This window comes from Burkholderia sp. PvR073 (assembly GCF_054055695.1).
This window is the reverse complement of the sequence record NZ_JBSRXO010000012.1, coordinates 107,855-127,615: the sequence shown is the minus strand read 5'-3', so window position 1 is coordinate 127,615 and position 19,761 is coordinate 107,855. Positions and strand designations below refer to the sequence as shown.

Sequence of the window (19,761 nt, the reverse complement as noted above, 5' to 3'; positions counted from 1 at the left end):
TCTTGCTTTTGCGCTTACGCGGCGACCTTGTCGTTGTCGGTCACGCGCTCGACGTTGATCATGCCGACGTGGAACGCGGCCAGCGACTCGCGGTGGGCGATGCTGACGATCGCGGCCTTCGGCAGCCGTTCGGCGAACACGTGATAGAGCCGCGCTTCGTTGTCCGCGTCGAGTGCGCTCGTCGCTTCGTCGAGGAACAGGAAGTCCGGCTTGTGCAACAGCACGCGTGCGCCGGCGAGACGCTGCTGTTCGCCGGGCGACAGCACGCGCGTCCAGTGGCCGGTCTCGTCGAGGCGCCCGACGTAGTCTTCGAGGCGGCACGCGCGCAGCGCGTCGCGGCACGCGTCGTCGGTGAACGCGTCGGGCGCGGCCGGATAGGTGAGCGCGGCCTTCAGCGTGCCGATCGGCAAGTAGCTCGTCTGCGGCACGAACATCATCCGCGCGCCGACCGGCGCGTCGATCGCGCCGTCGCCGAACGGCCACAGGCCCGCAAGCGCGCGCATGAACGTGCTCTTGCCGGAACCCGACTTGCCGATCACGAGCCAGCGCGAGCCGGGTTCGATCGTCAGGTTGCCGATGTTCGCGAGCGCGGTGCCGTTCGGCAGCGCGAGCTTCAGCGACGACGTCGACAGTTTCGCGGCATCGACGTAGTGCAGGTTGATGCCGCCGTGCTCGGTTGCCGGCGACAGGCTTTCCTTCAGGTGCGACGTTCCCATCACGCGCTTGAATTCACGCAGACGGTTGACGGTTGCGCGCCATTCGACGAGGGTCGAGTAACTGTTGATGAACCACGAGAACGAATCGCTGACGGTGCCGAACGCGGACGAGATCTGCATCAGCACGCCGAACGAGAACGCGCCCGCGAAATAGCGCGGTGCGGCGACGACGAGCGGGAAGATGATCGCGATCTGCCCGTAGAAGCTCAGCACGAACGTGAGGCGCTTCGTGTACTTCATCACGCGCCACCAGTTGTCGCGAATGCGCATGAACAGGCTCTGCGCGTTGCGGGTCTCGGTTTTCTCGCCGTCGTAGAACGCGATCTGCTCGGCATTCTCGCGCACGCGGATCAGCCCGAAGCGGAAATCGGCCTCGACGCGCTGCTGCTGGTAGTTGATCGACACGAGTGGGTGGCCGACCTTCTGGATGATCAGCGAGCCGACCACCGCGTACAACGCGGCCGCCCACACCATGTAGCCGGGGATCGTGATCGGCGTCGCGCCGAGCGAGAGCGTCAGCGCGCCGGCGAGCGACCACAGGATCGTAATGAACGACACGAGCGTGACGACCGTCGACAGAAGGTCGAGCGACAGCGCGAGCGTCGTCGTCGCGAACGACTGGAGGTCGTCGGTGATCCGCTGGTCGGGGTTGTCGGCGAGGCGGTCGCGTTCGATCCGGTAGAACGCGCGATCGCCGAGCCACTGGCCGAGAAACCGGTCGGTGAGCCACTGGCGCCAGCGGAACCCGAGCATCTGCCGCAGGTAGCGGCCGTACACCGCGAGGATGATGAAGCCGAACGCGAGTGCCGAGAACTGCATCAGCAGGTTCGGGAAGTCGTGGACGTCCTTCGACTGCAGTGCGTTGTAGAACTGCGCGTTCCACTTGTTCAGCTTGACGTTGATCCAGACGACGCAGAGATTGATCACGATGATCGTGACGAGCAGCCCCCACGCGGTTTTCCATTCGGACGACACCCAGTAGGGCTTGATGAGGCTCCATGCGGATACCGGGCGCTCGTCCTGCGGCGCGTCGGAGGCGGAGCGGACGGGATCGATCGATTGGGTCATGTGCTTCCTGATGAGTAGCCGGCGCGCGGGCCGGGCGAAGCCGGGCGCGCGCCGCGATAAGGCATGCCGGGGCGCGGCGCCGACTGACGGCGGGCGCACGGATGGTCGCCCGCGCGTCTTAAACGGCGCTTAAGGGCCGGCGGTGACGCGGCAACCGGCCGCTCGCGCGGCCGGCCTGCGGGCATTGTGCCAGAGCGGCGCGGCGCGACGGCGAATTTGCCGCAAGGGGGACAGTTTGCGGCGCTTTCCGCTTTTATGGTCTAATGGCCGACGACGAAACAGGGGTGCTTCGAGCGCGGCCGACGGTTAATTCCGGGCGACGCGGCGAGGCTGAGAAAGACCCTTCGCACCCGATCCGGGTAATACCGGCGAGGGAAGTTTCTGATCCCGCCGGGCCGCGCTGGCCGCCATCCCACATGGTCAGCGCCCGAGTCCCGCCCGGCCGGCCTTTGCTGCCGGTTTCGTCCTTTTGGGTACGCGCGTTGCGCGTTACGGAAGGAATGATGACCGCTCAATCTTCAGTCTTTTGCGCTGTTCCCGATCCGCTGTCGCGTGCGTTGGCACGGGACGGCGCGCGCGTGCCGACATCCGTCGCACGGGCCCGCGCGGTTCGCGGGGAGGGTGCGTGATGAACGTCCACGCTTCCCGGCCGGATTTCGCGGTGCTCGGCGGCGGCCTCGTCGGCCGTCTGATCGCCTGGCGGCTCGCGGGCGACGGACATCGCGTCGCGCTGTACGAGCGCGGCGGCCCGGACGGCGAGCAGTCGGCCGCGTGGATCGCGGCCGCGATGCTCGCGCCGCTCGCCGAGGCGGCGAGCGCCGAACTGCTGATCACCGAACTCGGCGCCGCGTCGCTCGCGCGTTGGCCGCAATGGCTCGCGGAACTGCCCGAACCGGTGTTCTTCCAGCATCACGGCACGCTCGTCGTCTGGCATCACGCGGATCGGGCGGAGGCGCCGCTGTTCGAGCGGCGCGTGCGCGCGAACGCGCCGGCCGAGCTGTTCGACGGCGGTTTCGTCACGCTGGTCGGCGCGCAGGTCGACGCGGCCGAGCCCGCGCTCGCGGGGCGCTTCGCGCGCGGCCTGCTGCTGCCGCGCGAAGGGCAGCTCGACAACCGGCAGGCGCTGCGCGCGCTGGCGGCGGGCCTCGCGCAGCGCGGCGTCGAGCTGCACTGGCACGCGACGATCGACGACGCGAACCGGCCCGACGCACATTTCACGATCGATTGCCGCGGCCTCGGCGCGAAATCCGCGCTGCCCGCGCTGCGCGGCATCCGCGGCGAAGTCGCGCGGGTGCGCGCGCCCGGCATCGGGCTCACGCGGCCCGTGCGGCTGTTGCATCCGCGCTATCCGCTGTACATCGCGCCGAAACAGGACGACCTGTACGTGATCGGCGCGACCGAGGTGGAGGGCGAGGACATGTCGCCCGTCAGCGTGCGCTCCGCGCTCGAACTGCTGAGCGCGGCGTTCTCCGTGCACCCGGCGTTCGGCGAGGCGCGCATCCTCGAACTCAATGCGCAGTGCCGCCCGACGCTGCCCGACCATCGCCCGGCGGTGATCTGGGACGGCGCGACGACGCTCGCCGTCAACGGCCTGTACCGGCACGGCTTCATGATCGCGCCGGAAGTCGCGCATGCGGCGGTCGCGTTCGCGCAGGCCGCGCTCGGCGGCGCGTTCGCCGGTGCCGATGCGTTCACCGCGTGGCGCGATGCCGCGCGCTGGCCGGCGCTCCTTTATCACCGCGACGACGCGCGCCAGCCGGCCTGATGCGCGCCGCCGACCGAATTCGATCAAGCCTCATGGATATCCAGATCAACCAACAGACCCTGACGCTGCCCGACGGCGCGACGGTGGCCGACGCGCTCGTGGCGTTCGGCGCGCGTCCGCCGTACGCGGTCGCGCTGAACGGCAATTTCGTCGCGCGCACGCAGCATGCGGCGCGCGCGCTCGCGACGGGCGACAAGCTCGACGTGGTGCACCCCGTCGCGGGCGGCTGAGCGCCGCCGGTTCGCCCCCGCTCTTCCAGGAAAACGACATGACGTCCCTCACTTCCGCCGACGCGCTGACGCTGTACGGCGAAACCTTCGCAAGCCGCGTGCTGCTCGGCACGTCGCGCTATCCGTCGCTGCAGTCGCTGTCCGATTCGATCGCCGCGTCGGGTCCCGGAATGGTGACGGTCGCGCTGCGCCGCCAGATGACGGGCGGCACCGCCGAAGCCGGCTTCTTCGACCTGCTCAAGCGTCACGCGGTGCCGCTGCTGCCGAACACGGCCGGTTGCCAGACCGTCGCCGAGGCGGTGACGACCGCGCACATGGCGCGCGAGGTCTTCGACACCGACTGGATCAAGCTCGAGCTGATCGGCGACGACTACACGCTGCAGCCCGACCCGGTCGGCCTGATCGAGGCGGCCGCGCAACTGGTCAAGGACGGCTTCAAGGTGCTGCCGTACTGCACCGAGGACCTCGTGATCGGCCGGCGCCTGCTCGACGTCGGCTGCGAGGCGCTGATGCCGTGGGGCGCGCCGATCGGCACCGGCAAGGGCGTCGTGAACCCGTACGGGCTGCGCGTGCTGCGCGAGCGGCTGCCGGACGTGCCGCTGATCGTCGACGCCGGGCTCGGCGTGCCGTCGCATGCGTGCCAGGTCATGGAGTGGGGCTTCGACGGCGTGCTGCTGAACACGGCCGTGTCGCAGGCCACGCATCCGGAGATCATGGCGCGCGCGTTCGCGCAGGGTGTCGAGGCCGGCCGTGCGGCCTACCTCGCCGGGCCGATGGATGCGCGCGAGACGGCGCACGCGAGCACGCCGGTCGTCGGGATGCCGTTCTGGCACCAGGACGGGGGCGGCGCATGAGCGCGCGCTTCGCCGATGCCTTCTGGCCGCCGGCCGACGAGCTGGCCGAAGCGGCCGAGCGGATTCGCGCCCGCCTGGGCGACTGGCCGGCCGGCACGACGCCGTGGCGGCTGTGCGTCGCGGCGCCCGACGTGCCGGTCGACGGCGACGTGCTGATCGTGTCGGCCGGCGACCGTGCCGCGCAGGCGCGTGCGTCGGCCGCATCGCGCCCCGCGGCGCCGGATGCGGTCGCGATCGAGTTCGACGAGCACGGTGCGACGCTGCATGCCGCGGGCGTGCGCCATGCGCTGGAAGCCGCGCATCCGCTCGCCGACGACTGGATCGCGGCGCTGGCCGCGTTCCTCGATTGCGGTTTCGCGCCGATCGACGCGCTGGTGCTCGCGCTGGCGTGGCGTGACGGCGACGAGACGCGCGGCGCGGATGCGTGGCCGGTCGACGCCGCGCGATTTCCGCGCGTCGCCGGCCTGGCCGCCGCGCCGGAGCCCGCATTCCCGCCGTGCCCCGCGCAACTCGGCCTCTATCCGGTCGTCCCCGACGCCGAATGGGTCGAGCGCGTGCTCGATTGCGGCGCGCGGACCGTGCAGCTGCGCGTGAAAGGTGCGGACCCCGCCGCGTTGCGCGGCGAAATCGCGCGTGCGGTCGCGGCCGGGCGCGGCTATCCCGATGCGCGCGTGTTCATCAACGATCACTGGCAGATCGCGGTAGAAGAGGGGGCGTACGGCGTACATCTGGGTCAGGAAGACCTGGAGACGGCCGATCTGGCCGCGATCGCGCGCGCCGGCCTGCGGCTCGGGCTGTCGAGCCACGGTTATTACGAGATGTTGCGGGCGTTGCACGAGCGCCCCAGCTATCTCGCGCTCGGTCCCGTGTACGCGACCGCGACCAAGGCGGTTGCGGCGCCGCCGCAGGGACTCGCGCGGATCGCCCGCTATGCGCGCTTCGCGGGGGCGCGGGCGCCGCTCGTCGCGATCGGCGGCGTGGGCCTCGACGCGTTGCCTGACGTGCTGGCGACGGGCGTCGGCAGCGTCGCGGTCGTCAGTGCGATAACGGGCGCTATCGATTATCGAGCGGCGATTGTTGCGTTGCAGCAATGTTTTGCCGGACAATTTGACAATCATTGACCGCAGGGCCCGGAACGGCGTCACGACATCATTCCAATGCAGGCCCTATAATTCGGCGTTCTGCGTTAAAGGACTGTCAGCTCCGTGAGCCCCACTCCTACCGAGACTCTGCTGGAACTTCGCGACGTCGACTTTGGCTATGGCGACCGCCTCGTCCTGTCGAACCTGAACCTGCGCTTCGGGCGCGGCCAGGTCGTCGCTGTCATGGGCGGGTCGGGCTGCGGCAAGACGACCGTGCTGCGCCTGATCGGCGGCCTGGTGCGTGCGCGCCGTGGCCAGGTGCTGTTCGACGGCGCCGACGTCGGCGCGCAGACGCGCGACGGCCTGTACGCGCTGCGCCGCAAGATGGGCATGCTGTTCCAGTTCGGCGCGCTGTTCACCGACATGTCGGTGTTCGAGAACGTCGCGTTCGCGCTGCGCGAACATACCGACCTGCCCGAAGACCTGATCCGCGACCTCGTGCTGATGAAGCTCAACGCGGTCGGGCTGCGCGGCGCGCGCGACCTGATGCCCTCCGAGGTGTCGGGCGGGATGGCGCGCCGTATCGCGCTCGCGCGCGCGATTGCGCTCGATCCGCAGCTCATCATGTACGACGAGCCGTTCGCGGGCCTCGATCCGATCTCGCTCGGCATCACCGCGAATCTGATCCGCACGCTGAACCAGGCGCTCGGCGCAACGTCGATCCTCGTCACGCACGATGTGCCGGAATCCTTCGCGATCGCCGATTACGTGTATTTTCTGGCCAACGGCGGCGTGCTCGCGCAGGGTACGCCCGCCGAGCTGCGCGCGTCGACCGATCCGAGCGTGCGGCAGTTCATCGACGGCGCGCCGGACGGCCCGTTCAAATTTCATTACACGAGCCCGCCGCTGGCGGCGGATTTCGGGCTCGGCGGAGGGCGCGCATGATCAGCGCGATCGGACGTTACGTCATCGGCGGCCTCGAGCGCGCGGGCTACGGCACGCGGCTGTTCGTGCGCCTCGTGCTGGAATTCTTCCCGCTGCTGCGCCGGCCGCGGCTGGTCACGAAGCAGATCCACTTCCTCGGCAACTATTCGTTCGTGATCATTGCCGTGTCGGGCCTGTTCGTCGGCTTCGTGCTCGGCCTGCAGGGCTACTACACGCTGAACCGCTACGGGTCCGAGCAGGCGCTCGGCCTGCTGGTCGCGCTGTCGCTCGTGCGCGAGCTCGGCCCGGTCGTGACCGCGCTGCTGTTCGCGGGCCGCGCGGGCACGTCGCTCACGGCCGAGATCGGCCTGATGAAGGCCGGCGAGCAGCTCACCGCGCTCGAGATGATGGCCGTCGACCCGATCAAGACGGTGATCGCGCCGCGCCTGTGGGCCGGCATCATCGCGATGCCGCTGCTCGCCGCGATCTTCAACGCGGTCGGTGTGCTCGGCGGTTATTTCGTCGGCGTCGTGCTGATCGGCGTCGATCCCGGCGCGTTCTGGTCGCAGATGCAGGGCGGGGTCCAGGTGTGGGCCGACGTCGGCAACGGCGTGATCAAGAGCATCGTGTTCGGGTTCGCCGTGACCTTCATTGCACTGTTTCAAGGGTATGAAGCGAAGCCCACGCCCGAGGGCGTGTCGCGTGCGACGACCAAGACGGTCGTATTCGCATCGCTCGCCGTACTCGGCCTCGATTTCCTGCTGACTGCGCTGATGTTCAGCTAAGCCTCAGCCAAGCCAAATTTTGGGATGACGATGAAAAAGACTGCTCTCGACTTCTGGGTCGGCCTGTTCGTGGTGGTGGGCTTCCTTGCGGTGTTGTTCCTGGCGCTCAAGGTCGGCAACATGAGCTCGCTGTCGTTTCAGCCGACCTACTCGGTGAGGATGAAATTCGACAACATCGGCGGGCTGAAGCCGCGTGCGGCCGTGAAGAGCGCGGGCGTCGTGGTCGGCCGCGTGAAGGCGATCGGCTTCGACAGCAATACGTATCAGGCGCTCGTGACGATCGACGTCGACGGCCAATACCCGTTCCCGAAGGATTCGTCGGCGAAGATCCTGACGTCCGGCCTGCTCGGCGAGCAGTACATCGGCCTCGATCCGGGCGGCGACACCGAAATGCTGAAGTCGGGCGATACGATCACGATGACGCAGTCGGCGATCGTGCTCGAGAATCTGATCGGCCAGTTCCTGTACAGCAAGGCGGCCGACGCGGGCGGCGCGAAGCCGGCTTCCGGTGCGTCGGCAGCACCGGCAGCACCGGCCGCGCCCGCACCGGTCGCGGTGCCGGCGTCCGCGGTGTCCGGCTCGGCTGCCCAATAACCACACGAGAGAAAGACAAGAGGGAATGACCATGCAGACGATCCGCATCAGGCACGCCGCGCTCGCAGTGGCGGCAGTCGCCGCGTTGAGCGGTTGCGCGACTGTACAGACGCCGACCAAGGGCGATCCGCTCGAAGGTTTCAACCGGTCGATGTACAAGTTCAACGACACGGTCGACACGTATGCGCTGAAGCCGGTCGCGAAGGGCTACCAGTACGTGGTGCCGCAGCCGGTGCGCGACAGCGTGACGAACTTCTTCTCGAACATCGGCGACGTCTACATCGCGGCGAACAACATCGTGCAGCTGCGGATCGCGGACGGCGTCGGCGACATCATGCGCGTCGTGATCAACACGGTGTTCGGTGTCGGCGGCCTGTTCGACGTCGCGACGATCGCGAAACTGCCGAAGCACACGGCCGACTTCGGGATCACGATGGGCCGCTACGGCATGCCGTCGGGCCCGTACCTCGTGCTGCCGCTGCTCGGCCCGAGCACGCTGCGCGACACGGCAGGCCTCGGCGTCGACTACGTCGGCAACCCGCTCACCTACGTGAAGCCGGACGGCCTGAGCTGGGGCCTGTTCGGCGTGAACCTCGTCAACACGCGTGCGAACCTGCTCGGCGCGGGCGACGTGCTGGATGCCGCGGCGCTCGACAAGTATTCGTTCGTACGTAACGCGTACCTGCAACGCCGTCAGATGCTGATCAGCAACGCGCGCGGCGAGGCCGCCGCGACGTCGAGCAACGACGCGCTGCCGAAGTACGAGCTGCCGGACGACGGCGCGGCACCGGCGGCAGCCGGCGCGGCCGGTACGGCCGGTACGGCGGGCGCAGCGGCCGTTGGCGGCGCGACCGCGCCGGCCGGCGCATCGGGTGCGGGCGTTCCCGCACCGGCGTCGGGCACGCCCGAAGCGCCGAACCCGGCCAGCGAAACGAACGTGCCGGCGATGCAGGTGGCGCCGCCGTCGCCGGGCGGGTTCCGCTTCCCGAGCATCCGGCTGCACTGATCAACTTACATTCGTTACAGCCGGAAACGATTCAGTCGGTAGCGTTCGCGAACTTGCGCGTAAGCTACCGGCTCCAACCTCCGGATCGACTCTTCATGCAGGTCACTATGATGAAAAAACTGTTCCTGATTCCCGTTTTCGCGGCGCTGTTCTCGTTCGGCAGCGCAGCTCACGCGCAAGTCGACCAGTCGAACCCGCAGGCGCTGATCAAGACGGCGACGCAGCAGGTGCTCGACGAGGTCAAGCAGCAGACGATCAAGCAGGGCGACACCAACCGCATCATCACGATCGTCAACAAGGACATCCTGCCGTACACCGATTTCCGCCGTACCACGCAACTCGCGATGGGCCGCAACTGGCGCGCGGCGTCGGTCGAGCAGCAGCAGCAGGTTCAGGAGCAGTTCAAGCTGCTGCTGATCCGCACGTATTCGGGCGCGCTCGCGCAGCTGAAGCCGGACCAGCAGATCCAGTACCCGCCGTTCCGCGCCGATCCTGCCGACACCGACGTCGTCGTGAAGACGGTCGCGATGAACAACGGTCAACCGGTCCAGATCGACTACCGCCTGTACAAGACGGCCAACGGCTGGAAGGTATATGACCTGAACGTGCTCGGCGCATGGCTGATCCAGACGTACCAGCAGCAGTTCAACGAGAAGATCCAGCAAAGCGGCGTGGACGGCCTGATCAAGTTCCTGACGCAGCGCAACCAGGAACTTGCCGCGGGCAAGCAAGCTTCGTGAGCGGCTTCGCAGCCGGCTCCTCGCTGACCGTCGCGAGCGCGAAGTCCGCGCTCGCGGACGGTCTCGCGCGCATCGACGCGGGTGCCACCGCCGTCGATTGCGCGGCGCTGACGCAGTTCGACTCGTCCGCGCTCGCCGTGCTGCTCGCATGGCAACGCGCCGCGAAAGCCCGCGGCGCGACCCTCGACATCCTCAATCTCCCCCCGAAGCTCGCCAGCCTCGCGAACGCCTACGGCGTCGACGCGCTCATCGAAGGCACCGGGCGACATTGACCCTGTCCGATCGAAGCCTGCCGCGCCAGCCGGCGCGCGCACGCTTCAGGCCGCGCGCCTTCAGCGCCGGCCCCACCAGCCGGTTTGCCCTATAATCAAGCGTTTTGCGGGGCAGCCAATCGGCGTCCGGCCCCCATTTTCATCCGCAGCAAGCACAGAATAGGCGTCGCGACCCTTGCGTCGCGCACAGTCATGTCAGCCATAGAAATCCGTCACGTCAAGAAGCGCTACAAATCGCTTCAGGCGCTCAAGGGCGTCAGCCTGTCGGTCGAGGAAGGCGAGTTTTTCGGTCTGCTCGGCCCGAACGGCGCAGGCAAGACCACGCTCATCAGTATCCTCGCCGGGCTCGCCCGGGCCGATGAAGGCAGTATCTCCGTGCTCGGCCACGACGTCGTCAAGGACTTCCGGGGTGCGCGCCGCGCGCTCGGCGTCGTGCCGCAGGAACTCGTGTTCGACCCGTTCTTCACCGTTCGCGAGACGCTGCGGATCCAGTCCGGCTATTTCGGGCTGCGCCGCAACGACGACTGGATCGACGAAGTGATGGCCAATCTCGACCTCACCGAGAAGGCCGACGCGAACATGCGCGCGCTGTCGGGCGGGATGAAGCGCCGCGTGCTGGTCGCGCAGGCGCTCGTGCATCGGCCGCCCGTGATCGTGCTCGACGAGCCGACCGCCGGCGTCGACGTCGAACTGCGCCAGACGCTGTGGAAATTCATCTCGCGGCTGAACCGCGAGGGCCACACGATCGTCCTGACCACCCATTACCTCGAGGAAGCCGAGTCGCTGTGCGACCGCATCGCGATGCTGCGTCGCGGTGAAGTCGTCGCGCTCGACCGCACCGACGCGCTGCTGCGCCGCTTCGCGGGGCTGCAGCTGTACCTGCGCCTCGCTTCGGGTGCGCTGCCCGCCGAGCTGCGAGGGCTGGAGGCCGATCCGGCCGCGCGCGCGCCGGGCGAGCACCTGCTGCGTCTGACGAGCTACGACGATGTCGAACGCATCCTCGCGCAGTGTCGCGCGGCGGGCTGCACGTTCGACGAGATCGAGGTCCGCAAGGCCGACCTCGAAGATGTGTTCGTCCAGGTGATGAACGGGGCCGAGGTGATCGAGGGGCTGGCATGAATCAACAACCCACACGCGAATTGCGTTCGCCCGGGGAGGCGCGGCCCCCCCGTTCCCGGCAAACGCCCGAGCCCGTCGTAGTGGCTGGAAGCGGGTTTCGCACGCTGTTCTACAAGGAACTGCTGCGTTTCTGGAAGGTGTCGTTCCAGACGGTGTGCGCGCCGATCGTGACGGCGCTGCTGTATCTGACGATCTTCGGCCACGCGCTGTCGGGCCGCGTCGAGGTGTATCCCGGCGTCGAGTACGTGAGCTTTCTCGTGCCCGGCCTCGTGATGATGAGCGTGCTGCAGAACGCGTTCGCGAACAGCTCGTCATCGCTGATCCAGTCGAAGATCACCGGCAACCTCGTGTTCATGCTGCTGCCGCCGCTGTCGTACCGCGACATCTTCGGCGCCTACGTGCTCGCGTCCGTCGTGCGCGGCCTCGCGGTCGGCGCGGGCGTGTTCGTCGTGACGATCTGGTTTATCCCGATGCATTTCGCGGCGCCGTTGTTCATCATCGCATTCGCGCTGCTCGGCTCGGCGATCCTCGGCACGCTGGGGCTGATCGCCGGGATCTGGGCCGAGAAGTTCGACCAGCTCGCCGCGTTCCAGAACTTCCTGATCATGCCGCTGACGTTCCTGTCCGGCGTGTTCTATTCGACGCACTCGCTGCCGCCCGTGTGGCGCGAGATCTCGCGTCTCAACCCGTTTTTCTACATGATCGACGGCTTCCGTTACGGGTTCTTCGGCGCGTCCGACATCAACCCGCTCGCGAGCCTCGCGATCGTCACCGGTTTCTTCGTGCTGCTCGCGATCTTCGCGATGCGGCTGCTCGCGACCGGCTACAAACTGCGTCATTGATATCGACAGGCAGCGGCCGCCCACGGGCGGCGCGTGCCGACAGGAGCCCCCTCATGTTGCCGACTCCCGAACAGGTCAAGCAATACATCGCCGGCGGTCTCGCCTGCACTCATCTGGAAGTCGAAGGCGACGGCCAGCATTTCTTCGCGACGATCGTGTCGGCGGCCTTCGAAGGCAAGCGGCCGATCCAGCGGCACCAGCTCGTCTATGCGGCGCTCGGCGATCGCATGAAACAGGAAATTCACGCGCTCAGCATGAAGACGCTGACGCCCGCCGAATGGCAGAACGCATAACCGGAACCACTGAGTGCAAGTCACCGTCAACGAGCGCGACGCCGTCCAGAGCGTCGCCACGGCACACCCGGCCGCTAACGGGGAATCGCAGGGACACGGGATGGACAAGCTGGTGGTCGAAGGCGGTCGCCGGCTCTCGGGCGAGATCGTCGTGTCGGGCGCGAAGAATGCCGCGCTGCCGATCCTGTGCGCGGGGCTGCTCAGCGCCGAGCCGGTCGAGCTCGACAACGTGCCGAACCTGAAGGACGTGCGCACCACGCTGAAGGTGCTGAACCAGATGGGCGTGAAGAGCGAAACGGACGGCTGCCGCGTGCAGCTCGACGCGTCGCGCGTCGACAACCTCGTCGCGCCGTACGAGCTCGTCAAGACGATGCGCGCGTCGATCCTCGTGCTCGGGCCGCTGCTCGCGCGCTTCGGCGAGGCGAAGGTGTCGCTGCCGGGCGGCTGCGCGATCGGCGCGCGTCCGGTCGACCAGCACATCAAGGGCCTGCAGGCGATGGGCGCCGAGATCAGCATCGAGCACGGCTTCATCGAAGCGCGCGCGAAGCGCCTGAAGGGTGCGCGCATCGTGACCGACATGATCACGGTGACGGGGACGGAAAACCTGCTGATGGCCGCGACGCTGGCCGACGGCGAGACGGTGATCGAGAACGCGGCGCGCGAGCCGGAAGTGAGCGATCTCGCACACTTGCTGGTCGCGATGGGCGCGAAAATCGCCGGCATCGGCACCGATCGCCTCGTGATCCAGGGTGTCGAGCGGCTGCACGGCGCACGCCATTCGGTGATTCCCGACCGCATCGAGGCCGGCACGTTCCTGTGCGCGGTCGCGGCGGCCGGCGGCGACGTGCTGCTGACGGGCGTGCGCCCGCACATCCTCGACGCGGTGATCGACAAGCTGCGCGAGGCCGGCGTGTCGATCGAGGAAGGCGACAGCTGGCTGCGGGTGCGGATGGACCGCCGCCCGTCGGCGGTGACGATCCGCACGTCGGAATACCCGGCGTTCCCGACCGACATGCAGGCGCAGTTCATGGCCCTCAATTCGGTCGCGACGGGCACCGCGCAGATCGTCGAGACCATCTTCGAGAACCGCTTCATGCACGTGCAGGAGCTGAACCGGCTCGGCGCGAACATCACGATCGACGGCAACACGGCGCTCGTGACGGGCGTCGACAAGCTGTCCGGCGCGAACGTGATGGCGACCGACCTGCGCGCATCGGCGAGCCTCGTGATCGCCGGGCTGCGCGCCGAAGGCGAAACGCTCGTCGACCGCATCTATCACCTGGACCGCGGCTACGACCGCATGGAAACCAAACTGACCGCCGTCGGCGCGAACGTGCGCCGCCTCTCCGGGAGCCAAGCATGACCGCGCCGCTGACCCTCGCCCTGTCGAAGGGCCGGATTTTCGAGGAAACCCTGCCGCTGCTGGCGGCCGCCGGCGTGCAGGTGGCCGAGGATCCGGAAACGTCGCGCAAGCTGATCCTGCCGACGACCGATCCGAACCTGCGCGTGATCATCGTGCGCGCGAGCGACGTGCCGACCTATGTCGAATACGGCGCGGCCGATTTCGGCGTGGCCGGCAAGGACGTGCTGGTCGAGCATGGCGGCTCGGGCCTGTACCAGCCGATCGATCTGAACATTGCACGCTGCCGGATGTCGGTGGCCGTGCCGGCCGGCTTCGACTACGCGAACGCGGTGCGCCAGGGCGCGCGCCTGCGGGTTGCGACCAAGTACGTCGAAACGGCACGCGAACACTTCGCCGCGAAGGGCGTGCACGTCGACCTGATCAAGCTGTACGGCTCGATGGAGCTGGCGCCGCTGGTCGGGCTGGCCGACGCGATCGTCGACCTCGTCAGCTCGGGCGGCACGCTGAAGGCGAACAATCTGGTCGAGGTCGAGGAGATCATGGCGATCTCGTCGCGCCTCGTCGTGAACCAGGCTGCGCTGAAGTTGAAGCGCGCGGCGCTCAAGCCGATTCTCGACGCGTTCGAACGCGCGTCGCAGAATGGCAATTGAGCGCATCACCGTAACGGAACTCCCATGGCCATCACCATCCGCAAACTCGATTCGACGAGCGACGGCTTCGGCGCCGCGCTGCGCGCGGTGCTCGCGTTCGAGGCAAGCGAGGACGAAGCGATCGAGCAATCGGTCGCGCAGATCCTCGCCGACGTGAAGTCGCGCGGCGACGCCGCGGTGCTCGAGTACACGAACCGCTTCGACCGGCTGGACGCGAGCAGCGTCGCCGCGCTGGAACTGCCGCAGGACGCGCTGCAGACGGCGCTCGACGGCCTCGCGCCGAAGGCGCGCGCGGCGCTGGAAGCGGCCGCCGCACGCGTGCGTGCGTACCACGAGAAGCAGAAGATCGAGTGCGGCACGCATAGCTGGCAGTACACGGAAAGCGACGGCACGGTGCTCGGCCAGAAGGTCACGCCGCTCGACCGCGTCGGCCTGTACGTGCCGGGCGGCAAGGCCGCCTATCCGTCGTCGGTGCTGATGAACGCGATTCCCGCGCGTGTCGCGGGCGTCGGCGAGATCGTGATGGTCGTGCCGACCCCGGACGGCGTGAAGAACGAGCTCGTGCTCGCCGCGGCGCTGCTCGGCGGCGTCGATCGCGTGTTCACGATCGGCGGCGCGCAGGCGGTCGGCGCGCTCGCGTACGGCACGGCCACGGTGCCGCCGGTCGACAAGATCTGCGGGCCGGGCAATGCGTACGTCGCATCGGCGAAGCGTCGCGTGTTCGGCACGGTCGGCATCGACATGATCGCCGGCCCGTCGGAAATCCTCGTGCTGTGCGACGGCACGACCGATCCGAGCTGGGTCGCGATGGACCTGTTCTCGCAGGCCGAACACGACGAGCTCGCGCAGTCGATCCTGCTGTGCCCGGACGCCGCGTTCCTCGAGCGCGTCGAGAAGGCGATCGACGAGCTGCTGCCGACGATGCCGCGTCGGGAGGTGATCCGTGCGTCGCTCGAAGGCCGCGGCGCGCTGATCAAGGTGCGCGACATGGCCGAAGCGTGCCGGATCGCGAACGACATCGCGCCCGAGCACCTCGAGATTTCCGCGCTGGAGCCGCAGCAATGGGGCCAGCAGATCCGCCATGCCGGCGCGATCTTCCTCGGCCGCTACACGAGCGAAAGCCTCGGCGACTACTGTGCGGGCCCGAACCACGTGCTGCCGACGTCGCGCACCGCGCGCTTCTCGTCGCCGCTCGGCGTGTACGACTTCATCAAGCGCTCGAGCCTGATCGAAGTCAGCGCCGAAGGTGCGCAGACGTTGGGCGAGATCGCATCCGAGCTCGCGTACGGCGAAGGGCTGCAGGCGCACGCGCGCAGCGCCGAGCTCCGGATGAAGGGGTGACACGCGCCGCAGCCGGTGCCGACGCACCGGCCGCGGTCGACGAGGAGACCCCGCGCAGGGCGGCAGCCGCCGCCGTGCCGAGACCATTTGACGCCGGCGCGAAGCACGCCGGCTTGAGACCATGACGACGCCCCAAGACATCATCCGCCGCGACGTGCTCGCGATGACGAGCTACCCGGTGCCCGACGCGAGCGGCTTCGTGAAGCTCGACGCGATGGAGAACCCGTATTCGCTGCCCGCGCCGCTGGCGGCCGCGCTCGGCGAGCGCCTCGCGCAGGTCGCGCTGAACCGCTACCCGGCGCCGCGCCCGGGCGCGCTGCTCGACAAGCTGCGCCGCGCGATGGGCGTGCCGGCCGCGTGCGACGTGCTGCTCGGCAACGGCTCGGACGAAATCATCAGCATGATGTCGGTGGCCTGCGCGAAGCCGGGCGCGAAGGTGCTCGCGCCGGTGCCGGGCTTCGTGATGTACGAGCTGTCCGCGAAGTTCGCGCAGCTCGAATTCGTCGGTGTGCCGCTCAAGGACGACCTGACGCTCGACGCCGACGCGATGATCGCGGCGATCGCCGAGCACCGGCCCGCGCTCGTCTATCTCGCGTACCCGAACAACCCGACCGGCACGCTGTACGACGAAGCCGACGTCGAGCGGATCATCGCGGCCGCGCAACACAGCCTGATCGTGATCGACGAGGCGTATCAGCCGTTCGCGGAGCGCTCGTGGCTGCCGCGCGCCGCCGAGTTCGACAACGTCGTCGTGATGCGCACGGTGTCGAAGCTCGGCCTGGCCGGCATCCGCCTCGGCTATCTCGCCGGGCTGCCCGCGTGGCTGACCGAATTCGACAAGGTGCGCCCGCCGTACAACATCAACGTGCTGACCCAGGCGAGCGCCGATTTCCTGCTCGACCACCTTGACGTGCTCGATGCGCAGGCGGCCGAACTGCGTGCCGAACGCACGCGCCTCGCGCAGGCCGTGGCCGCGCTGCCGGGCGCGACGGTGTTCCCGAGCGCCGGCAATTTCCTGCTGGTGCGCGTGCCGGACGCGGCGGCCGTGTTCGATGCGCTGCTCACCGAGCGGGTGCTGATCAAAAACGTGAGTAAAATGCATCCGTTGCTGGCCGAATGCGTGCGGCTGACCGTCGGTTCTCCCGACGAAAACGCGCGCCTGCTGGCTGCCTTGAAACTCGCGCTGCCCGGTTGAGCCCAGGGCGCGGCGGCGCGCGACGATCAATCCCCATTTACATCAGACTCATTCAAGGAATTGCCATGCGTGTGGCGGAAGTCGTTCGCAATACCAGCGAAACGCAGATCCGTGTGAAGCTCGATCTCGACGGTACGGGCCGGCAGAAGCTGGCCACCGGCGTGCCGTTTCTCGACCATATGCTCGATCAGATCGCGCGACATGGTCTGATCGATCTCGAGGTCGAAGCGCATGGCGATACACACATCGACGACCACCACACGGTCGAGGACGTCGGTATCACGCTCGGCCAGGCCGTCGCGAAGGCGATCGGCGACAAGAAGGGCATTCGCCGCTACGGCCATTCGTACGTGCCGCTCGACGAGGCGCTGTCGCGCGTCGTGATCGACTTCTCGGGCCGGCCGGGTCTCGAATTCCACGTGCCGTTCACGCGTGCGCGGATCGGTACGTTCGACGTCGACCTGTCGATCGAGTTCTTCCGCGGATTCGTGAACCACGCGGGCGTCACGCTGCATGTCGACAACCTGCGCGGGATCAACGCGCACCATCAGCTCGAAACGGTGTTCAAGGCCTTCGGCCGGGCGCTGCGTGCCGCGGTGGAGCTCGACGAGCGCGCGGCGGGGCAGATTCCGTCGACGAAGGGCAGCCTCTAACCTTCCGAACGGGCCCACGCCCAGGACAACCTCACGGCTTCGGCGCGGCGCGCCGGCTTGCGATGGATCTGCTCAAATCGTTCATTTCGCTGCTGGCGCTGATCAACCCGGTCGGCGCGGTGCCGTTCTTCCTGAGCCTGACCGCGCAGCAAACGGACGGCGAGCGGCGCCGCACGATCCGGATCGCGTCGGTGTCGGTGTTCTGCGTGATGACGGTGACGACGCTGCTCGGGCAGCAGATTATCGACTTCTTCGGCATTTCGGTCGGCTCGCTCGAAGTGGGCGGCGGGATCATCATGCTGCTGATGGCGATCAACATGCTGAACGCGCAGATCGGCAACACGCGATCGACGCCGGAGGAGCGCTACGAAGCCGAGTCGAAGGACAACATCGCGGTCGTGCCGTTGGCGATTCCGCTGCTCACGGGCCCCGGCTCGATCAGCACGGTGATCATCTATGCGGCGAACTCGCATCACTGGTATGAGCGGGCCGGGCTGGTCGCGATCGGCGCGGCCCTGGCTTTTCTGTGTTTCGTCGCGATGCGGCTCGCCGAGCCGATCGCGAACTGGATCGGCCGCACCGGCATCAACATCGCCACGCGGCTGATGGGTTTGATGCTGTCGGCGCTGGCGGTGGAATTCATCGTCAATGGACTGAGGGCGCTACTGCCTGCACTGAGATGAAAACTTCGATTGCGATTGTGGATTATGGGATGGGCAACCTGCGCTCGGTCGCGCAGGCGCTCAAGAAGGCCGAACCGGCCGCCGACGTGGCGATCGTCGACACGCCGGCCGCGATTCGCGCGGCCGACCGCGTCGTGCTGCCCGGCCAGGGCGCGATGCCGGACTGCATGCGCTGCCTCGGCGAATCGGGGCTGCAGGAGGCGGTGATCGAGGCATCGCGCACGAAGCCGCTGCTCGGCGTGTGCGTCGGCGAGCAGATGCTGTTCGACTGGAGCGCGGAAGGCGACACGAAGGGCCTGGGCCTGTTGCCCGGCAAGGTCGTGCGCTTCGAGCTCGACGGCCGGCTGCAGGATGACGGCTCGCGCTTCAAGGTGCCGCAGATGGGCTGGAACCGCGTGCGCCAGTCGCAGCCGCACCCGCTGTGGGACGGCGTGCCCGACGACGCATACTTTTACTTCGTACACAGCTATTACGTGAGGCCGGACAACCCGGCACACACGGTGGGCGAAACGGCATACGGCGCGCCGTTTACGTCCGCGGTCGCGCGGGACAATCTCTTCGCGACCCAATTCCACCCCGAGAAAAGCGCGGAAGTCGGGTTGCGTCTGTATCGCAACTTCGTACACTGGAAGCCGTGAGCGTCGCGTGCGTGCCACAGTCGGCGGGCCGGAACGGCCTGTCGCACACAGCGCGTTCGCGAAAGCGCCGAAAGAGTTGTACTAAACTAGCGAGGCGGCGCGGTACCGGATTGGCCGGTACGCGCCGGATTCTTTTCTTCTTCCACGACGACACCCGATTGCTATGCTGCTGATTCCGGCCATCGATCTCAAAGACGGTCAGTGTGTGCGCCTCAAACAGGGCGATATGGACCAGGCCACGATTTTCTCCGAGGACCCGGCGGCGATGGCCCGCAAGTGGGTCGATCTCGGCGCCCGGCGGCTGCATCTGGTCGACCTGAACGGCGCGTTCGCCGGCAAGCCGAAGAACCTCGACGCGATCGAAGCGATCCTCGACGAGGTCGGCGACGAAATCCCCGTACAGCTCGGCGGCGGCATCCGCAGCCTCGAGACGGTCGAGAAGTATCTCGACGCCGGCCTGTCCTACGTGATCATCGGCACGGCGGCCGTGAAGGACCCGGGTTTCCTGCGGGATGCGTGCACCGCGTTCGCGGGCAACATCATCGTCGGCCTCGATGCGAAGGACGGCAAGGTTGCGACCGACGGCTGGAGCAAGCTGACGGGCCACGAAGTGATCGATCTCGCGCTGAAGTTCGAGGACTACGGCGTCGAATCGATCGTCTACACCGACATCGGCCGCGACGGGATGCTGCAAGGCATCAACATCGAGGCGACCGTGAAGCTCGCTCAGGCGGTCGGCATTCCGGTGATCGCCAGCGGCGGCCTGTCGAACCTCGCGGACATCGATAGCCTGTGCGAAGTGGAAGAGCACGGCGTCGAAGGCGTGATCTGCGGCCGTGCGATCTACTCCGGCGATCTCGATTTCGCGGCCGCGCAAAAGCGCGCGGACGAACTGAACGGCGAACTCGACAACGCGTAAGCGCGGTTGTCCCGTTCGCCGGGGCTGCC

At 67.8% G+C, this 19,761-nt stretch carries 22 protein-coding genes and 1 riboswitch; of the genes, 21 read left to right on the top strand and 1 reads right to left on the bottom strand.

Going from position 1 to position 19,761, the window contains the following annotated elements:
• Window positions 1–14 precede the first annotated feature (14 nt).
• Window positions 15–1,784 (bottom strand): ABC transporter ATP-binding protein/permease, encoded by a 1,770-nt coding sequence (locus tag ACVK00_RS28600; protein WP_228906608.1) that lies wholly within the window; start codon window positions 1,782–1,784, stop codon window positions 15–17.
• Window positions 1,785–2,054: 270 nt separating this feature from the next.
• A riboswitch (TPP riboswitch) is annotated at window positions 2,055–2,178 on the top strand.
• A 234-nt stretch (window positions 2,179–2,412) separates the two neighbouring features.
• Here ACVK00_RS28600 and ACVK00_RS28595 point away from each other — a divergent pair.
• The 21 genes from ACVK00_RS28595 to hisA all read left to right on the top strand — a co-directional run bounded on the left by ACVK00_RS28595 (window position 2,413) and on the right by hisA (window position 19,732).
• The gene (locus tag ACVK00_RS28595) at window positions 2,413–3,549 is read left to right on the top strand and encodes an FAD-dependent oxidoreductase (RefSeq protein WP_284888481.1); all 1,137 of its coding nucleotides are present in this window, start codon (window positions 2,413–2,415) and stop codon (window positions 3,547–3,549) included.
• A 32-nt stretch (window positions 3,550–3,581) separates the two neighbouring features.
• A complete protein-coding gene (gene thiS / locus ACVK00_RS28590) occupies window positions 3,582–3,779 on the top strand; it encodes a sulfur carrier protein ThiS (protein ID WP_006762101.1) in 198 nt (65 codons plus the stop codon).
• Between the two features lie 38 nt (window positions 3,780–3,817).
• Window positions 3,818–4,633, top strand: a complete 816-nt coding sequence (locus ACVK00_RS28585; protein WP_284888482.1) for a thiazole synthase — start codon at window positions 3,818–3,820, stop codon at window positions 4,631–4,633.
• A complete protein-coding gene (gene thiE, locus ACVK00_RS28580) occupies window positions 4,630–5,754 on the top strand; it encodes a thiamine phosphate synthase (RefSeq protein WP_284888483.1) in 1,125 nt (374 codons plus the stop codon). Before ACVK00_RS28585 ends, thiE begins: the two co-directional genes overlap by 4 nt.
• Before the next feature lie 84 nt (window positions 5,755–5,838).
• Window positions 5,839–6,660, top strand: a complete 822-nt coding sequence (locus tag ACVK00_RS28575; RefSeq protein WP_228906613.1) for an ABC transporter ATP-binding protein — start codon at window positions 5,839–5,841, stop codon at window positions 6,658–6,660.
• A complete protein-coding gene (gene mlaE / locus ACVK00_RS28570) occupies window positions 6,657–7,424 on the top strand; it encodes a lipid asymmetry maintenance ABC transporter permease subunit MlaE (protein ID WP_011655796.1) in 768 nt (255 codons plus the stop codon). Before ACVK00_RS28575 ends, mlaE begins: the two co-directional genes overlap by 4 nt.
• A 24-nt stretch (window positions 7,425–7,448) precedes the next feature.
• Entirely contained in the window at window positions 7,449–8,018 is a 570-nt protein-coding gene (mlaD, locus tag ACVK00_RS28565; RefSeq protein ID WP_228906615.1) for an outer membrane lipid asymmetry maintenance protein MlaD, read from the top strand.
• 31 nt (window positions 8,019–8,049) lie between these two features.
• Window positions 8,050–9,024: an MlaA family lipoprotein gene (locus tag ACVK00_RS28560; protein WP_228906617.1), complete on the top strand. Its 975-nt coding sequence runs from the start codon at window positions 8,050–8,052 to the stop codon at window positions 9,022–9,024.
• Between the two features lie 110 nt (window positions 9,025–9,134).
• The gene (locus ACVK00_RS28555) at window positions 9,135–9,764 is read left to right on the top strand and encodes an MlaC/ttg2D family ABC transporter substrate-binding protein (protein WP_228906618.1); all 630 of its coding nucleotides are present in this window, start codon (window positions 9,135–9,137) and stop codon (window positions 9,762–9,764) included.
• The gene (locus ACVK00_RS28550; protein ID WP_006751811.1) at window positions 9,761–10,036 is read left to right on the top strand and encodes an STAS domain-containing protein; all 276 of its coding nucleotides are present in this window, start codon (window positions 9,761–9,763) and stop codon (window positions 10,034–10,036) included. Before ACVK00_RS28555 ends, ACVK00_RS28550 begins: the two co-directional genes overlap by 4 nt.
• A gap of 192 nt (window positions 10,037–10,228) precedes the next feature.
• Window positions 10,229–11,155, top strand: a complete 927-nt coding sequence (locus tag ACVK00_RS28545) for an ABC transporter ATP-binding protein (RefSeq protein ID WP_228906620.1) — start codon at window positions 10,229–10,231, stop codon at window positions 11,153–11,155.
• The gene (locus ACVK00_RS28540; protein WP_228906621.1) at window positions 11,152–11,997 is read left to right on the top strand and encodes an ABC transporter permease; all 846 of its coding nucleotides are present in this window, start codon (window positions 11,152–11,154) and stop codon (window positions 11,995–11,997) included. Before ACVK00_RS28545 ends, ACVK00_RS28540 begins: the two co-directional genes overlap by 4 nt.
• A 53-nt stretch (window positions 11,998–12,050) precedes the next feature.
• Window positions 12,051–12,290, top strand: a complete 240-nt coding sequence (locus tag ACVK00_RS28535) for a BolA family protein (RefSeq protein ID WP_006477131.1) — start codon at window positions 12,051–12,053, stop codon at window positions 12,288–12,290.
• A 13-nt stretch (window positions 12,291–12,303) separates the two neighbouring features.
• Complete coding sequence (gene murA, locus ACVK00_RS28530) at window positions 12,304–13,653, top strand: UDP-N-acetylglucosamine 1-carboxyvinyltransferase (RefSeq protein ID WP_212053350.1); 1,350 nt, start codon at window positions 12,304–12,306, stop codon at window positions 13,651–13,653.
• Entirely contained in the window at window positions 13,650–14,303 is a 654-nt protein-coding gene (hisG, locus tag ACVK00_RS28525) for an ATP phosphoribosyltransferase (RefSeq protein ID WP_006751807.1), read from the top strand. The genes murA and hisG overlap by 4 nt, the downstream gene beginning before the upstream one ends.
• Before the next feature lie 24 nt (window positions 14,304–14,327).
• Window positions 14,328–15,644: a histidinol dehydrogenase gene (hisD, locus tag ACVK00_RS28520; protein ID WP_228906622.1), complete on the top strand. Its 1,317-nt coding sequence runs from the start codon at window positions 14,328–14,330 to the stop codon at window positions 15,642–15,644.
• Window positions 15,645–15,765: 121 nt separating this feature from the next.
• On the top strand, window positions 15,766–16,839 hold the full coding sequence (hisC, locus tag ACVK00_RS28515) for a histidinol-phosphate transaminase (RefSeq protein WP_175794466.1): 1,074 nt from the start codon (window positions 15,766–15,768) through the stop codon (window positions 16,837–16,839).
• Between the two features lie 65 nt (window positions 16,840–16,904).
• Window positions 16,905–17,492: an imidazoleglycerol-phosphate dehydratase HisB gene (gene hisB / locus ACVK00_RS28510; protein ID WP_060107572.1), complete on the top strand. Its 588-nt coding sequence runs from the start codon at window positions 16,905–16,907 to the stop codon at window positions 17,490–17,492.
• 62 nt (window positions 17,493–17,554) lie between these two features.
• The gene (locus ACVK00_RS28505) at window positions 17,555–18,175 is read left to right on the top strand and encodes a YchE family NAAT transporter (RefSeq protein WP_006751803.1); all 621 of its coding nucleotides are present in this window, start codon (window positions 17,555–17,557) and stop codon (window positions 18,173–18,175) included.
• Entirely contained in the window at window positions 18,172–18,813 is a 642-nt protein-coding gene (hisH, locus tag ACVK00_RS28500) for an imidazole glycerol phosphate synthase subunit HisH (protein ID WP_006751802.1), read from the top strand. Before ACVK00_RS28505 ends, hisH begins: the two co-directional genes overlap by 4 nt.
• 163 nt (window positions 18,814–18,976) lie before the next feature.
• Window positions 18,977–19,732, top strand: coding sequence for a 1-(5-phosphoribosyl)-5-[(5-phosphoribosylamino)methylideneamino]imidazole-4-carboxamide isomerase (gene hisA, locus ACVK00_RS28495; RefSeq protein WP_006751801.1), 756 nt, complete (start codon window positions 18,977–18,979; stop codon window positions 19,730–19,732).
• Window positions 19,733–19,761 lie beyond the last annotated feature (29 nt).

Bases quoted from the DNA above. Each gene is read 5' to 3' on its own strand.
- ACVK00_RS28600 (WP_228906608.1), bottom strand. From the start codon at position 1,784: ATGACCCAATCGATCGATCCCGTCCGCTCCGCCTCCGACGCGCCGCAG.
- ACVK00_RS28595 (WP_284888481.1), top strand. From the start codon at position 2,413: ATGAACGTCCACGCTTCCCGGCCGGATTTCGCGGTGCTCGGCGGCGGC.
- thiS (WP_006762101.1), top strand. From the start codon at position 3,582: ATGGATATCCAGATCAACCAACAGACCCTGACGCTGCCCGACGGCGCG.
- ACVK00_RS28585 (WP_284888482.1), top strand. From the start codon at position 3,818: ATGACGTCCCTCACTTCCGCCGACGCGCTGACGCTGTACGGCGAAACC.
- thiE (WP_284888483.1), top strand. From the start codon at position 4,630: ATGAGCGCGCGCTTCGCCGATGCCTTCTGGCCGCCGGCCGACGAGCTG.
- mlaE (WP_011655796.1), top strand. From the start codon at position 6,657: ATGATCAGCGCGATCGGACGTTACGTCATCGGCGGCCTCGAGCGCGCG.
- mlaD (WP_228906615.1), top strand. From the start codon at position 7,449: ATGACGATGAAAAAGACTGCTCTCGACTTCTGGGTCGGCCTGTTCGTG.
- ACVK00_RS28560 (WP_228906617.1), top strand. From the start codon at position 8,050: ATGCAGACGATCCGCATCAGGCACGCCGCGCTCGCAGTGGCGGCAGTC.
- ACVK00_RS28555 (WP_228906618.1), top strand. From the start codon at position 9,135: ATGAAAAAACTGTTCCTGATTCCCGTTTTCGCGGCGCTGTTCTCGTTC.
- ACVK00_RS28545 (WP_228906620.1), top strand. From the start codon at position 10,229: ATGTCAGCCATAGAAATCCGTCACGTCAAGAAGCGCTACAAATCGCTT.
- ACVK00_RS28540 (WP_228906621.1), top strand. From the start codon at position 11,152: ATGAATCAACAACCCACACGCGAATTGCGTTCGCCCGGGGAGGCGCGG.
- ACVK00_RS28535 (WP_006477131.1), top strand. From the start codon at position 12,051: ATGTTGCCGACTCCCGAACAGGTCAAGCAATACATCGCCGGCGGTCTC.
- hisG (WP_006751807.1), top strand. From the start codon at position 13,650: ATGACCGCGCCGCTGACCCTCGCCCTGTCGAAGGGCCGGATTTTCGAG.
- hisD (WP_228906622.1), top strand. From the start codon at position 14,328: ATGGCCATCACCATCCGCAAACTCGATTCGACGAGCGACGGCTTCGGC.
- hisC (WP_175794466.1), top strand. From the start codon at position 15,766: ATGACGACGCCCCAAGACATCATCCGCCGCGACGTGCTCGCGATGACG.
- hisB (WP_060107572.1), top strand. From the start codon at position 16,905: ATGCGTGTGGCGGAAGTCGTTCGCAATACCAGCGAAACGCAGATCCGT.
- ACVK00_RS28505 (WP_006751803.1), top strand. From the start codon at position 17,555: ATGGATCTGCTCAAATCGTTCATTTCGCTGCTGGCGCTGATCAACCCG.
- hisH (WP_006751802.1), top strand. From the start codon at position 18,172: ATGAAAACTTCGATTGCGATTGTGGATTATGGGATGGGCAACCTGCGC.
- hisA (WP_006751801.1), top strand. From the start codon at position 18,977: ATGCTGCTGATTCCGGCCATCGATCTCAAAGACGGTCAGTGTGTGCGC.